10 protein-coding genes, 1 tRNA gene and 1 pseudogene are annotated in these 14,334 nt (G+C 75.9%); 7 read left to right on the top strand and 5 right to left on the bottom strand.

Annotated features, from left to right (window positions below):
* The first annotated feature begins 35 nt into the window (after positions 1 to 35).
* Positions 36 to 2,225, top strand: a complete 2,190-nt coding sequence (locus EAH89_RS26890) for a hydroxymethylglutaryl-CoA lyase (RefSeq protein WP_140886783.1) — start codon at positions 36 to 38, stop codon at positions 2,223 to 2,225.
* 38 nt (positions 2,226 to 2,263) lie between these two features.
* The gene (locus EAH89_RS26885; protein WP_140886782.1) at positions 2,264 to 3,247 is read left to right on the top strand and encodes a Bug family tripartite tricarboxylate transporter substrate binding protein; all 984 of its coding nucleotides are present in this window, start codon (positions 2,264 to 2,266) and stop codon (positions 3,245 to 3,247) included.
* A 38-nt stretch (positions 3,248 to 3,285) separates the two neighbouring features.
* On the opposite strand, the gene EAH89_RS26880 is transcribed toward EAH89_RS26885, so the two are convergent.
* Positions 3,286 to 4,719 carry an MFS transporter gene (locus EAH89_RS26880; protein ID WP_140886781.1) on the bottom strand — a complete coding sequence of 478 codons (1,434 nt, stop codon included), beginning with the start codon at positions 4,717 to 4,719 and terminating at the stop codon, positions 3,286 to 3,288.
* Between the two features lie 125 nt (positions 4,720 to 4,844).
* Between EAH89_RS26880 and EAH89_RS26875 the strand changes: the two genes are divergently transcribed.
* A complete protein-coding gene (locus EAH89_RS26875) occupies positions 4,845 to 5,690 on the top strand; it encodes a Crp/Fnr family transcriptional regulator (RefSeq protein WP_241667233.1) in 846 nt (281 codons plus the stop codon).
* Here EAH89_RS26875 and EAH89_RS26870 read toward each other — a convergent pair.
* Genes EAH89_RS26870 through EAH89_RS26855 form a run of 4 tightly spaced genes read right to left on the bottom strand, consistent with a single transcriptional unit; the run spans position 5,660 to position 9,531 of the window.
* The gene (locus EAH89_RS26870; protein WP_140886779.1) at positions 5,660 to 6,223 is read right to left on the bottom strand and encodes a hypothetical protein; all 564 of its coding nucleotides are present in this window, start codon (positions 6,221 to 6,223) and stop codon (positions 5,660 to 5,662) included. The genes EAH89_RS26875 and EAH89_RS26870 overlap by 31 nt on opposite strands.
* Positions 6,220 to 6,519 (bottom strand): PqqD family protein, encoded by a 300-nt coding sequence (locus tag EAH89_RS26865; RefSeq protein ID WP_140886778.1) that lies wholly within the window; start codon positions 6,517 to 6,519, stop codon positions 6,220 to 6,222. Before EAH89_RS26865 ends, EAH89_RS26870 begins: the two co-directional genes overlap by 4 nt.
* The gene (locus EAH89_RS26860) at positions 6,509 to 7,546 is read right to left on the bottom strand and encodes a radical SAM protein (protein ID WP_140886777.1); all 1,038 of its coding nucleotides are present in this window, start codon (positions 7,544 to 7,546) and stop codon (positions 6,509 to 6,511) included. Before EAH89_RS26860 ends, EAH89_RS26865 begins: the two co-directional genes overlap by 11 nt.
* A complete protein-coding gene (locus EAH89_RS26855; RefSeq protein WP_140886776.1) occupies positions 7,543 to 9,531 on the bottom strand; it encodes a S8 family serine peptidase in 1,989 nt (662 codons plus the stop codon). Before EAH89_RS26855 ends, EAH89_RS26860 begins: the two co-directional genes overlap by 4 nt.
* A 206-nt stretch (positions 9,532 to 9,737) precedes the next feature.
* Between EAH89_RS26855 and EAH89_RS26850 the strand changes: the two genes are divergently transcribed.
* The 4 genes and pseudogenes from EAH89_RS26850 to EAH89_RS26835 all read left to right on the top strand — a co-directional run.
* Entirely contained in the window at positions 9,738 to 12,587 is a 2,850-nt protein-coding gene (locus tag EAH89_RS26850; protein ID WP_161993787.1) for an adenylate/guanylate cyclase domain-containing protein, read from the top strand.
* 78 nt (positions 12,588 to 12,665) lie between these two features.
* Positions 12,666 to 13,097, top strand: coding sequence for a hypothetical protein (locus tag EAH89_RS31585; protein WP_161993786.1), 432 nt, complete (start codon positions 12,666 to 12,668; stop codon positions 13,095 to 13,097).
* Between the two features lie 74 nt (positions 13,098 to 13,171).
* A tRNA-Ser gene (locus EAH89_RS26840) sits at positions 13,172 to 13,261 on the top strand.
* 800 nt (positions 13,262 to 14,061) lie between these two features.
* Positions 14,062 to 14,334, top strand: a pseudogene (locus EAH89_RS26835) (transposase); the annotation flags it as partial.

Genomic DNA, 14,334 nt, shown 5'->3' with positions numbered 1-14,334 from the left:
CAGGATGCCGCGAGGAAGCGTTCGGGAAACGACGGATGATCACGGTGCGAGAAGTCGGCCCGCGCGACGGGCTGCAGATGGCGGCGGGCGTCATGCCGACGGCGGCCAAGCTGCGCTGGATCGCGGCCATGGTCGCGGCCGGGCTGCGCGAGATGGAGGTGGCCAGCTTCGTGCCGCCGGCCGCCCTGCCGCAGATGGCCGATGCCGCGGAGGTCGTCCGCGCCGTCCGCGCCGCCCATCCCTCCCTCCGCGTCGTGGCCCTGGCCCCGAACCTGCGCGGCGCGCGGGACGCCGCCGCCGCGGGCGCCCAGTCGATCATCGTGCCCGTCTCCGCCTCCGAGGCGCACAGCCGGGCGAATGTCCGACGCTCGCGGGCGGATCAGGTGGCCGAGGTGGCGCGGGTGGTCGCCTGGGCGCGCGGCCTCGGGCCGGCGGCGCCGCGCATCGAGGCCGGCATCTCCACGGCCTTCGGCTGCTCCCTCCAGGGAGCCGTCTCGGAGGCGGAGGTGGTGGCCCTCGCCGCCTCCCTCGCCGCGGCGGGCGCGGACACGGTCGCCCTGGCGGACACGCTCGGCTACGCGACGCCCTCCGCGGTGCGGCGGCTGGTGCGGGCCGTGCGGGCGGAGGTGGGGCCGGAGCGCTTCGGCAACCTGCACCTGCACGACACGCTCGGCACCGCCCTCGCCAACGCCATGGCCGCGCTGGAGGAGGGGGTGCGCGGCTTCGACGCGGCGCTCGGCGGCCTCGGCGGCTGCCCCTACGCGCCGGGATCGGTCGGCAACGCCTGCACGGAGGACCTCGTGCACCTCCTGGAGGCGGAGGGCTTCCCGACCGGCATCGACCTGCCCGCGCTGGTCGCGGCGCGCGACGCGCTGCGGGCCGGGCTGCCGGACGAGCCGCTGCACGGCCGTGTGGCCGCGGCGGGCCTGCCCCGCACCGGGCGGAAGGCCGGCGCCGCCCCGGCGACCGTGCCGCCGGCGGCGCCGCGCCCGCTCGAGGGGCTGCGCGTCGTCGAGTTCAGCCACATGGTCATGGGGCCGAGCTGCGGCATGGTCCTCGCGGATCTCGGTGCCGACGTGATCAAGGTCGAGCCCTCGCCGGGGGGCGACAACACGCGGCGGCTGACCGGCGCGGCGATCGGCTTCTTCCCGACGTTCAACCGCAACAAGCGCAGCCTCTGCGTCGACCTGAAGAAGCCGGAGGGCCTCGCCCTGGTGCGGCGCCTGGCCGCGGGCGCGGACGTGGTGATCGAGAACTTCCGGCCGGGCGCGATGGAGGCGCTCGGGCTCGGGCACGCCGCGCTCTCGGCGGAGAACCCGCGCCTCGTCTATCTCTCCTGCAAGGGCTTCCTGCCCGGCCCCTACGAGAAGCGCGCGGCGCTGGACGAGGTCGTGCAGATGATGGGCGGGCTCGCCTACATGACGGGGCCGCCGGGGCGGCCGCTCCGCGCGGGCACCTCGATCAACGACATCCTGGGCGGGGTCTTCGGCGCGGTCGCGATCCTGGCGGCGCTGCGGGAGCGCGCGGCGACGGGACGGGGCGGCTTGGTGCAGTCGGGCCTCTTCGAAACGAACATGTTGCTCGTCGCCCAGCACATGGCCGGCGCCGCCATCACCGGGCGCGACCCCGTGCCCTTCGGCGACAAGGCCATGCCGAAGCCCTGGCCCCTCTACGACGTCTTCGACAGCGCGGAGGAGGGGCGCCAGGTCTTCGTGGGCGTGGTCACGGCCACCCAGTGGGACGCCTTCTGCCGCGCCTTCGGCCTCGACGATCTCCTCGCGGATCCCTCCCTCGCGACGATGGCCGACCTGGCCGCCGCCCGGCCCCGGATCGGGGCGCGGGTGGCCGCGGTGTTCCGTGGCCTGCCCCCGGCGGAGCTGATGGCCCGGTGCGAGGCGCTGGGCCTGCCCTTCGCGCCCATCGCCAAGCCGGCGGACCTTTTCGAAGACCCGCACCTCCTCGCCTCGGGCGGGCTGATGCCGGTCGAGATGGGAAGCGCGGCCGGCGCGCCGGGCGGGGTGCCGTCCAGGCCCGTGGCCGGCATCCCCGGGCTGCCCGTGCTGATGGGCGGCGCCCGGGCCGCGCTCCGCCGCCAGCCCCCGCGCCCCGGGGAGCACGGGATCGAGATCGCGCGCGAGGCCGGGCTCGGCGAGGCCGAGATCGCCGCGCTGCTGGCCGCGGGGGCGCTGCACGCCGCGCCCGCGCCGGCGCTGGCCGCCGAGTAGCGCGGCGCGGCCGTAGGCAAGCACGGAGGAGAACGAGAATGACCATCCTGACCCGCCGGGCGGCCGCCGGGCTGCTCCTTGCCGCGGCCGGCGGCCTGGCGGCGCCGCGCGCCCTGGCGCAGGCCTATCCGTCGCGCCCGGTGCGCATCATCGTGCCCTTCCCGCCGGGGCAGGCGAACGACATCTTCTGCCGGCTCCTGGCCGACCGGGCCTCGGAGGGCCGGTTCCGCGCGAACCGCGTCGTCACCGAGAACCGGCCCGGCGCCTCGGGGGTGATCGGCATGCAGGCGGTCGCCCGCGCCGCGCCGGACGGCTACACCCTCGGCTTCGGCAGCCTGGCGAGCCTCGCCATCAACCCCGCGGTCATGCGGAACATCCCCTACAACGCCGAGCGCGACTTCCAGCCCATCGCCCGCGTCTTCGAGGCGCCGCTCGTGCTGCTGGTGCCCAAGGACGGCCCGCGCGACGTCGCGGCGCTGGTTCGCCGGATCCGCGCCGGCGGCGCCAACTACGGCTCGAGCGGGCCGGGATCGACCCAGCACATGGGCACCGAGCTCTTCCTGCAAGAGATCGGCGCGGAGGCCACCCACGTGCCCTATCGCGGCTCCGGCCCCGTGCTGATGGACCTTGTCGCGGGCTCGCTCGGCTTCGTCATGGAAAGCACCGCGGCGGCGCTGCCGCTGGTGCGGGACGGGGCGCTGCGGGCGCTGGCCGTGACCCTCGCCGCCCGCCACCCGCAGCTTCCGGGCGTGCCCACCCTGGAGGAGGCGGCGGGGCTCCCCGGCTTCACCGTGCTCGGCTCCGGCGGGATCGTCGCGCCCGCCGGCACCCCGGCGCCGGTCGTGGAGATTCTCGCCGAGACCTTCCTCGAGGCCATGCGGGAACCGGCCCTGCGCGCCCGCTTCGAGGAGCAGGCGACGGCACCGCTGGCCGAGGGGCCGGATGGCTTCGCCGCCTTCCTGCGGAAGGAGCAGGCGAAGTGGCGGGAGGTCGCCCGGCGCGGGAGCATAGCAATCGACTAGCGCCCGGCCCGACCCGGCCGGGCTCGGGGCGGCGCCGGTCAGGCCGCGGGGCGCAGTCCCTGGCCGGCCGGCACGCGCCCCGGCGCCGCGGGCGAGGGGAGGTGGTGCTCGCCCCGCCGGGCCAGCCCAGTGCGCGCCGCGGAAGGAGCGCTCGCGCGGAGAGAGAGGGGAGCGATCGGCCGGACGGCGCCACCCCCGCGCCGCGCGGCGCGGGCGAGGAGGAGGGTGCCGAGCAGGGCGAGCGCCCCCGCGCCCCAGAGGGGCCCGGCCTGCCCCATCACCGGCGCGAGCGCCGCGGCACAGGGCGGCGCGGTAAGCACGGCCAGGGCGCGCCCGGCGAAGAGGGCGCCGATCAGCGCGCCCGCCGACCGGCGGCCGTAGAGGTCCACCACCAGGCCCGGCATCAGGGCCACGAAGCCACCCTGGGCGACGCCGAACACGAGGGCGAAGAGGGCGTAGCCGAGGGGGCCGGCGGCGCAGGCCCACCACCCCATCATCGCGGCGATGCCGAGGCCGCAGGCGACCAGCACCCGCTCCCGCCCCAGCCGGTCCGCGCCCGCGCCGAGGAGCAGCCGGCCGCCGACCGAGCCGCCGCCAATGAAGCTGAGGAGGAGGAGCGCCTGCCGCGCATCCAGCCCTGCTTCCCGCGCCGTCGTCGCGATGCCCGCGAAGGGAAGGGCGACGGGGACGGAGAGGAGGAAGCAGCCGGCGACCAGCCCGAGGAAGCGCCGCGTGCGGATGGCCTGGCGAAGCCCGGTTCCCTCCAGCACCGCCCCGCCGGCAGACTCGTCCCGCGGCGCGGGGCCGGCGGCGCCGTCGGGGCGCAGCCCGCAGGCTTCGGGGGAGCTTGCGATGAGCAGCGCCGCCGCGGGCCCGAGCAGCGCGATGGCCGTGCCGGCGATCGCGAAGGAAACCCGCCAGTCCCCCCAGGCCGACAGCAGCGCCGCCGTCACCGGCACCATGGCGGTGCCCGCGCCGACCCCGGCCGTCGCGATGCCGGAGGCGAGGCCGCGCCAGGTGACGAACCAGCGCTGCACCGCGGCCAGCGCGGGCACGTAGGCGAGCCCCGCGCCCGTGCCGACGAGAAGCCCGTAGGAGAGCAGCACCGTCTCGAAGCGCTCCGCGGCGGAGGCGAGGAGGAAGCCGGCCGCCATGACCAGCATCCCCGCGGAGACCGGCCAGCGCGCGCCCACCCGGTCGGCGAGCGGCCCGCTGACGGCGCCCGTCGCGAAGGCCATCGCGCCGCAGACGGCGTAGACGAGGCTGATCGAGACGTCCGAGGCGCCGAAGCTCGCCTGCAGCGGCGCGGCGAAGGCGGGGAAGGAGTAGACGGCGCCGAAGCAGAGGGCCTGCACGAGGAAGGACCCGGCCACGACCGCCCAACCGCGGAAAGAAGGGCCCGGCGGCGATCGCGTCGCGCCCGCCCGCGAGGGAAGCGCGAGCGCCGCGGCGGGAAGGGGGGAGGCGGTCATCGGCGGGCCCTCGGTTCGGTGAGGGCAGCCTGGCCAGCGCGGCCGCCGCGGCGCGGTGCCGAATGTCACATCCCGGCGCGGCCGGGGCGCCGAAGCTTGGCCGGTCCCGATCCCAGGAGGTTGCCGTGATCCTGCCCTGCCTCGGCCGACGCAACGAGGCCCGTGCCCCGCGCCCTCCCGCCCCGCGCGAGCGCGGCGCCTCGCGGCCGGGCGGCGAGGGCGCGCGTTTACGCCGGCGGCCGCCCGCGGCACTCTGGCTCGAAGAGCCCTGCACCATGGATGAACTGAGCCGCCTTCCCTTCTTCCGCAGCTTCGACCGGGCCGCGCTCGAACCCCTGGCGACGGTCGCGCGCTGGCGCGGCTACGCGCCGGGGCAGACGGTGATCGAGGCCGGCGACCCCAGCCGCGAGGTGGCGCTGGTGGTGGAGGGAGAGCTCCGCGTCGTCACGCGCAGCAGCGGCGGGCACGAGATGATCCTCGCGGAACTCCGCGCGGGCAGCCTCTTCGGCGAGATCGCGGCGATCGACGGCGGCCAGCGCTCGGCGAGCGTCGTGGCGCTGACGCGGGCGCGGGTCTGCTCCATCGCGGCCGCGCCCTTCATGGCCTTCGCGCTCTCCACCCCCGAGGCCTCGCACCACCTGATGCGCTGCCTGGCCGCCCTCGTGCGGGAGAAGGACGCGCGGCTTATGGAGCTCGCGGTGTTGCCGGTGCGGGCGCGGCTCGCGGCGCTGCTGCTCCGCCTCTCGCGCCCGCGGGAGCGGGGCGGGCGCGTCGTGTCGCCGCCGCCGCCGCACCACGAGCTGGCGTCGCGGATCGGGACCCGCCGCGAGGTGGTCTCGCGCACCCTTAGCGCGCTGCAGCGGGACGGTCTGGCCGAGCTGACGCGCGGCGGCGTGGTGCTGCCGCGGGTCGAGGCGCTGGAGGCGGAGGTCGAGGCGGGCTACGGCGGCGCGCCGCGGCCTGGGGCCTGACCCGCGACCGGATCGGGGGACGCCGGCAGCATCGTCGCCGCGGCGAGCTGCAGGATCACCTGGCTGCGCCCGGCCGTGTAGTCGGGATCCCGGAAGCCCATCAGCGCCTTCACCAGCCCGCCCCAGTCGTCCTTCGGGTCGGCGACGCGCGCGGTCATCTCCTCGAGCTGGCTGAGCCGCTCGAGGTCCCAGAGGGTGCGGAAGCTGCCGAGGCTGCGCTCGCTCTGCTGGAACACCGCGTAGGTGCCGAGATAGCGGAGGCCCGCGACCGGCGAGACGCTCAGGGCGCCGTGCTTCTCGCCGATGAAGGCGAGGAACTCGGCGTGGCGGGCGCGGGGCACCTCGTAGCCCCATTCGAGGACGATCCGGCCGAGCACGCTCGCGCTGGGCTCGTCGCCGGGCGGCGGGAGGATGAGGAACTGCTCGCCGCTGCGCACGACCGAGACGAGGGGCGTGACGCTCGCCGGCGGCACGCGGCCGCCGGAGCGCAGCAGGGCCTCCGCGGCCGCGGCGGGGTCGAAGGGCTCGCTCATGCGGGGTTCCTCTGCTCGTTGGGCGGCGGATCGGCGCTGACCAGCCCCGAGGCGCGCAGCCCGGCCAGCCCTTCCGCCAGGGTGCGCCGCGCGGCCTCGGGGGAGAGGGCAGGGCCGGTGCGGGAGGCGAAGGCCTCGGCGAGCGCCGCGTCGTCGCGCCCGTCGACCAGCTCGAGAATGAGCCAGGCCGTCACGTTGAGCTGGTGCAGCCGCGGCGCCGCGGGCGTGTAGGCGAGGCAGGCGCCGAGCTCGGGCAGCGGGCGGAGGCGGAGCCCGGGCGCGCGGCTATGGCGCATGCGGGGGCCGTCCAGCCGGAACCGGGAGCGGCGGCAGCGCGCGCAGGTCCACCCCGCCGTTCAGCCCGGCGTCGAAGGGATCGGGGGCGTCCCAGCGACCGTGGAAGGCGTAGGCGGTGGAGCGGCAGCCGCCATGGGTGTGCTGCGTCGAGGCGCAGCCGGCGCAGCTCGCCTCGACCTTTCCGGCGCGGAGATGGCGGTAGAGCGGGTCCTCCCAGGTCTCCAGGAAGGGCATCGCCGTGACGTCGCCATAGTCGACGTACTCGCGCAGGTACATGCAGCCGATCGAGCGGCCGTAGGCGTTCACCGCCGCCATCTGCCAGCAGCAGTTCGCGTCGTTCGGGTGCCAGGACTGCATCAGCCGCAGGCCCGGCGGCGGGCGCAGCGCGGCGATGGCGGCCGTCATCTCCTCCAGCGACAGGGAGAGTGCCGCCCAGTCCCGCCGCAGGCGGCCGAGCGGGTAGGGGCGGAGCACGCCCACCGCCTCCGCGCCCTCCGCCTGCGCAAGTTCCAGCAAGGGCTGCAATTCGCGGTGGTTCAGCCGGTTCATGATGACCAGCACGGTGACCGGCAGGCCCGCCCGCCGGAGGGCGCGGATTCCGGCGAGGCTGCGCTCCAGGCTGCCGGCCACGCCGGTGAGGGCGTCGTGGGTCGCGGCGGTGGCGCCGAGGAGGTCGACCATCGCGTCGCCGAGCCCGATGCCGCGGAGGCGCGCGGCCATCGCATCGTCCACGAGCGTCGCGTTCGTGCGCAGCCGCGTCATGGCGCGCGGCGCGGCGTGGGCGATCACCTCCAGCACGTCGGGCCGGTGCAGCGGCTCGCCCCCCTCGATCATGACGGAGATCACGCCGGCCTCGAAGAACTCGTCGAGGAGGCGGATCCAGGTTGCGGCCGGCAGCTCGCGCGGGGAGGGGCGGCGCGCGCAGTCGGCGTAGCAGACGCGGCAGTCGAGGTTGCAGGATTCCGTGTAGCCGATGGTGACCTTCATCGGGCGGTGTAGGGGCGGCGATCCGCCGGGCGCGGTCATTCCGGCTCCTCCATCGTCATCGCGAGCGCGGCCGCGGCGTCCAGCCGGCCGGCGCCGCGCGCGCTGTCCCAGGGAAAGGTCGGGTCGGCCTGCCGCTCGCGCGTCGTGGTCCGCAGGATTTCGCGGACGCGCGCCGCGGGGAGCCGCGGGCGGAGCTGGAGCATGAGCGCCACCACGCCTGCCACCTGCGGCGCGGCCGCGCTCGTGCCGTCCATAGCGGCCGTCGCCGCGTAGGTCAGGCCGTTGCCATCGCGGAGGCCGCCCAGGCCGGAGGCGGTGGCGACGCCGATGCCGGGCGCGACGAGGTCGGGCTTCTCGCCGCCGCCCCGCGTGCCGCCGAGGGAGCTGAAGGGCGCGGGCTGGCCGTCCGCCGGCGCGCAGGCGCCGACGCAGACCGGGCCCTCCGCGCAGGCGAGGGAGCCGAGGGAGCAGCCGCCCTCCCCGCCCGGGGGCTCGCGCGGCTCGAAGCGGGAGGTGCTGTTGGCGCGGAGGTCGTCGCGCTCGATCCAGGCGTCGAAGGGGCAGGAGGCGGCGGGGGAGGCGTCGGACAGGCCGAGGGTCACCTCCCAGGTCTCCTCCGCGCCCGAGGGGATGATCCGGAGCTCGAAATGCTGGACCGGCGCCTCGGTCGTCGGCGGGCGCGTCGTGCAGACCGCCGTGCCGACGTCGCGCCCCGCCGCGTCCCGGATCAGCCGCGCGCTCCCGTCGCGCAGCGCGCCGCGCGGGATGGCCGAGCCGGGCGCGCCGCCGGGATGGGCGAGGGAGAGGTCGAGCGCCGGCAGGCCCGCGATCATCGGCGCGTAGACGCGGAGCATGTTGGGCGTGGGGTCGCCCGCGGCGAAGCGCCAGCTCAGCGTCTCCGGGCGGGTGCCGACCTCGCCGCAGCGGTGCAGGCCCGCGCCCCGCATGTTCCCCGCCGCGACGGTGATCGCGCGGCCCGGGCGTCGCAGGAGCGCGTCCAGCGCGCGGTCCATCAGGCTGCGCCCGTCATGCCCCCCGGTGTTCGCGCCGATGCTGAGGTTCACCACCGCCGGCATCCCCTCGCGCTCGGCGAGCGCGAAGAGGGCGCAGGCGCCGTCGAGGACGTCGATCGCGTCGCCCTCCGACACGAGGGCGCGCGGGCGAAGGTGGACGAAGCCGAGCGCGGCGCCGGGCGCGGCGCCGGAGGGGACCGCGCCCGCCCAGGGGCCGGCCGCCGGGCGCCGCCCGGCCGCCAGCGCGAGGACGCCGGTGCCGTGCACCAGCAGGCGCGGATCGGGCCGCCGGCCGGGGCGGGCCGGTGCCGCGTCCTCCGCGACGTAGCCGTTCTGCCAGGGCGCGTAGCCGCCGGGGGGATAGGGCGAGCCCGGCCCCGCCAGCAGGGCGTCCAGTTCCGCCGGGTCGTAGAAGCGGCCGGGCAGGGGGGCGCCGGGCGGCCGCGGGGCGTTCTGGTCCCAGAGCAGGCGGAGGCGCGTCCCGCCGAGCCCGTCGGGGCCCTCGCGGAAGGCGGGATGGGCGAAGGCGCAGCCGAAGTCGACCGCACCGACGAGGACGCCGCGCCCGTCCGGCGCCCCCGGCGGCGGCGGAAGGCCCGCCGTCATGCCGGGTCCCGTGCCCATCGCCGCCGAGGAGGGAGCGGCCGCCACGCGCTCGACCTGCATGCACCAGCCCTCCCCGGCGAGATCCTCGAGGAGGGCCAGGAGCTTGCCCATGAGGTCGGCCGGCCCCTCGGCGCCGAGCGCGTCGAGGTCGATGCGGATGGCGGCGAGGAGGGTTCCGTCCGAGCGGGGGGGCGTGCCGTCCGGCGGCAAGATCGCCCCGTCCGCCTCCCGCACCGCGTGGCCGAAGCGGATCCCGGGGCGCGGGCGGACGGCCGTGCCGCCGGGGATGAGGGCGAGCAGCCCGAACTCGGCGGGGCGCGGCCCGAGCGCCAGCGCCAGGGTCGCGGCCCGCAGCACGGGATCGATGCGGGACGAGGCGCCGCCTCCCTGCGTGCCGTCGGCCAAGAACAACGCGCTTCCTCCGCTTCCCAAGGGGAGGCTAGCAGCGCCATCCTGCCGGTCGCAGTAACATTCGGCACGGCCCGCGCCCCGCGGGTGCGTCCCGCGAACCGCCGCGAGGTCCGCTCCTGAGCCGCATCCCGTCCGTCGCCCTCTGCCAGGCCTGCGGCTTCGTCAGCCCGCCGGGGATGCGGTTCTGCGGCGCCTGCGGCGTGGCGCTTCGCGCGCCGGCGGAGACGGCGGCGCCGGAAGCGGGGGAGCGGCGGCCCGTCACCGTCCTCTTCGCGGATCTCGTGGGGTCGAGCGCCCTCGCGGCCCGCCTCGATCCCGAGGACCTGCGCGACCTCCTCCTGGCCTATCGCGAGGCGGCGGCGGCGGCGGTGACGGGGCAGGGCGGGAGCCTGTCGCAGCACCAGGGCGACGGCATCCTCGCGCGCTTCGGCTTCCCGGTCGCGCGGGAGGACGACGCCGAGCGGGCGCTGCGCGCGGCGCTCGGCATCGCCCGCGCGGTGGCGGCGCTGCGGGCGCGGCTCGGCCTCGCGCTCGAGGTGCGGGTGGCCGTTCACAGCGGGATCGTGGTGGTCGCGACGCTGGGCCATGGCGTCGCGTCGGAGCCCGGCGCCATGGTGGGCGAGGTGACGACCGTCGCCGCCCGCCTGCAGCACGCGGCCGGGCCGGGCGAGGTCTGGGTCAGCGAGGCCACGCGGCGCCTCGCGCCCCGCCGCTTCCGCTTCGCGCCCCGGGGCGAGGTGGCGCTTGCGGGGCTGCCGCGCCCGGTGCTCGCCCATCGCCTGGAGGATGAGCTGCCGCCCGGCCTGGCCGCCCCCGGCCCGGCGGCCGCGGGGCCGCCCCTGGTCGGGCGGGAGGACGAGCTGCGCGGTCTCTTCTCCGCCTGGCGCGACGCCGAAGCCGGGGCCGGCACGGCGGTGATGATCGAGGCGGAGCCCGGTCACGGGAAGACGCGACTGTTCGAGGAGTTCCGCGCCCGGATCGGCGCCGCCGGGGAGGCCGCGGTGGTCGTCGCCTGCAGCGCGGGGGACGAAGCGAGCGCCTTCCGGCCGCTGATCGCGTGGCTCTCCGCCGCGGCGGCCCTCCCTCCCCGCGCGGCGCCCGACGAGGCCCGCGGCGCGCTGGCGGCGTGGCTCGGGCGGCACGGGCTCGCGGGGACGGAGCACGCGGCGCCGCTCGCCGTGCTGCTCCACTGCGCCACGCCCGCGGAGGCCGCCGAGATGGAGGCGGCGGGCCGGCGGCGGCGGCGGCGCGGCATGGCGGCCTTCCTGGCCGCGCTCCGGGCCGGCGCGGGTCCGGGGACGGCGCTCTTCGTCGCGGAGGACATCCACTGGGCGGACGACAGCACCCTCGCCGTGCTGCGCCTGCTCGCCGATGCCTGCGCCGCGCGCGACGCGGCGATGCTCCTGCTGCTGACGCGGCGGCCGGAGGGCCACGGCCTGCCGGGCGCGGCGCCCCTGACCTTCCGGCTCCACCCGCTCGACGACGCGGCCGCGCGGCGCCTGGCCGCCGCGGCGGCGCCCCAGGGGGCGGACCCCGCGCTGCTCGCCGGGATCATCGCGCGCGCCGGCGGGGTGCCCATCTTCCTCGTGGAGGCGGCGCGGGACGCGCAGGCCGACTGCGCGCTGCCGCTGACGCTGCGCGCCGGCCTCACCGCGCGGCTGGACGCGCTGCCCGAGGCGAAGCCCCTCGCGCAGCTCGCCGCCGTGATCGGGCGCTCGTTCCGCGGCGACATGATCGCAGCGTTGGCGGAGACGGTCGGGCTGCCCTCCGCCCGCCGGCCGCTGCGGCGGCTGGTGGAGGTGGGGCTGATGGAGCCGGAGGGCCCGCCGGAGGCCCCGACCGGCTACACCTTCCGCCACGAGCTGATGCGCGACATGGCCTACGAGACCCTCCTCCGCAGCCGGCGCGCGACCCTTCACCTGGCGCTCGCCCGCCTCCTGCCCGAGCGCTTCGCCGACCTTGTGGACCAGCGGCCCGAGCTGCTGGCGCGCCACCTCGCGGCGGGGGGCGCGGCCGCGGAGGCGGTCGCCGCCTACGAGAGGGCCGCGGCGCGGGCCATGCGCGCCGGCGCCCATGGCGAGGCCGCCGGGCATTTCCGCGCCGCGCTGGAGCAGGTGCCGAAGCTGCCTGGCCCGGTGCGCGACGCGGCGGAGGCGCGCCTGCAGGTGGGGCTCGCCGCCCAGATCACCGTGGCGCGCGGCAACGCGGTGCCGGAGGTCGGCGAGGCCTTCGCCACGGCGCACGCCGCCGCGCTTCGCCTCGACGACCGCCAGCTCCTGCTGCGCACGCTGCGGGGGCTGCAGACCTTCCACCTCGTCCGCGGTTCGGTGCGGGAGGGGCACGCGATCGGCGAGCGGATCATGGCGCTGATGGAGGGCGAGCGGGACGGGGCGGCGCTGCTGCAGGCCCACCGCCCCTTCGGCCTCGGGCTGCTCTACCTCGGCCGCTACCGCGAGGCGCGGCAGCACCTGGAGCGGGTGCTCGCGCTCTACGACCCCGCGCGGGACGAGCCGCACCGCTTCGACTATGGCTCGGACCCGGCGGTGCTGGCGCGGGCGCATCTGGGGTGGGCGCACTGGTTCGAGGGCGATGCCGCGGCGGCCTTCGCGGCGGACGCGGCGGCGGTGGCGGCGGCGCGCGGGCTGGACCACGCGCACAGCCTCTGCTTCGCGCTCGCCTTCCGCTGCGCGCTGGCGCAGTTCGCGGGCCGCGGGGACGAGTGCCTCGCCGCGGCGGGCGAGCTCGGCGCCGTCGCCGCCGGTCACGACTTCGCCTACTGGTCCGCCTGGGCCGCGATCTTGGAGGGCTGGGCCCGCGCGCGGCGGGGCGAGCGGGCCGCGGGGGAGGCGATGCTGCGGCGTGGCCTCGAGGACTACCGCGCGATGGGGGCGGGGCTGCTGCTTCCCTACGCCCTCGCGCTGCTCGCCTCGCTCGTACTGGGGGAGGAGGGCGGCGCGCTGCTCACCGAGGCGGAGCGGCTCGCCGAGGCCGGCGGCATCGCCTTCTCCGAGAGCACGGTCGCCGCGGCGCGGGCGGCGCTGGCCCCCTGAGGGGACGGACGCGGCACGCCGTCCAGGATTTCGTCGTATGCCCTGCAACGGCGGGCGCGGGTACGGCATAATGCGGCGATGACTCCACGCGCCCTTTCCGACGATCGCCTGCTGCAGGCTTTCCGCGACGCCGCCGAGGCCGTCCGGTTGGGACGGAGCCGCATGCTGCAGCCCGCCATCCTCGCCACGCTCGTGTCCCGGCGGGATGCGCTGGAAGCGGAGCTCGTGCGACGGGATCCCGCCTGGGCGTCGGGCGAGGACCGCGCGTCCGCCGCCGCCGTGGCGCCGAGGGGCGACCAGTGGTGGCTTTTCTACTGCCCAGCTTATGACGACCCGATCAAGGCCGCGCTCGTCGCCTACAAACGCGCTCGGGCGGCGGGCGCGGGGCAGGCGGTGCTGGAGGAGCTCGAGGCGGCGCTGCGGGAAGCGCGGGAGGCGAAGCAGGAGGCCATTCTCGCAGCTATGGGGACCATTGCCGGATCGGAGACGCGGCTACCGACACATCCCTAATCGGTGAAGAGTACAGCCTGCCTGAGAGCAAGGGCTTTGCGCTACGCCGCCAATGCCGTAACTCGAACTCCTCGGGATGAGTGGCCGAGCGGTCTATGGCAGCGGTCTTGAAAACCGCCATACGTGTAAGCGTATCGTGGGTTCGAATCCCACCTCATCCGCCAGTGGCCGTGCGAGTTGTGCTCCTCACCCGGACGGTCTCTGTACTGAGTGTTGATTGCGTCGTCGACTGATCCGCTGCGGGCTGACGGTGCTATGAATGACCGGATCTTTCAGGCTAGACATTCGCTTGCTTCACTCTTGCACACGAATGCTCACCCATTGGAGCGGAATTACCTTATTTAACAAGCTTGATGATGCTCGCCCTATTCAGAGCTAGGTCGGGACGTAGTGCTACTCTTCGTGACTGCGCGGCATTTACCCAGCGTGCTTAACCGTCCTTGACTGTTCTGGAGAGGCCGTCTTGCTATGGAGCATTCTGATGATGCAGTCCGGCACATCGGAAACAGAAAAGCGCATTCAGACCCTGCCGCTCGTATCATGGCACAGGGCGTGGGCAGGCGCATGCTGGTGCCCACCCTGCAGCCGTTATCGCGTGCGGACCAGATACAGGCGAAGTACCGGTTGTAAGCCTACTACTTCTTAGCCAACAGCGTTGATGAAGAACGCGGCTGCCGTCGTGACTGCCGCGCTTTCAGCATCCTGCGGCAGATGACTTGCCGATGGACTGGGATCAGCACCCAGCGCGGGGGCTCAGTTTTCTGCCAATAAGCGTTCCTCACCATTGGCTGGTCCGATTACGCCGCTCGGTGAATCGCTGCGAGCGCCGAGCCAGCCGAGACTTCGTTGAGCCGACCCCTCGATACGCCAACACTCAATCGCCCATGGCCAGGAGAGGTCTAGGTCCTGTTAGCGCCTGGACTGCTGGCGTGAGTGGGCGTTCTCCGGCTTTGCGGAGGGTGCGATGGCGCTGACGGACCAGCAGTGGGCAGTGCTGGAGCCCTTGGTCGAGGCCTGCCGCCCGCACGCCAAGGTGCCGCCGCAGCACCTGCGCAGGACCATCGGCGCGATCCTCTGGCGACACGACAACGGCGCGAAGTGGCGGGCCCTGCCGGTGGAGGAGGGGCTCTGGTGGGTTCGGAGCACTGCTCCGAACGCCACGGGCTGGCTGCACAGACCTTCATACGCTGGTCGCGCCTGGGCGTGTGGGAGCGCCTGCTGAGCATGGCGCAGGAAC

This window comes from Muricoccus nepalensis, assembly GCF_006438825.1.
GTDB classification, from domain to species: Bacteria; Pseudomonadota; Alphaproteobacteria; order Acetobacterales; family Acetobacteraceae; genus Roseomonas; species Roseomonas nepalensis.
This window is presented reverse-complemented; position numbering and strand designations above follow the sequence as displayed.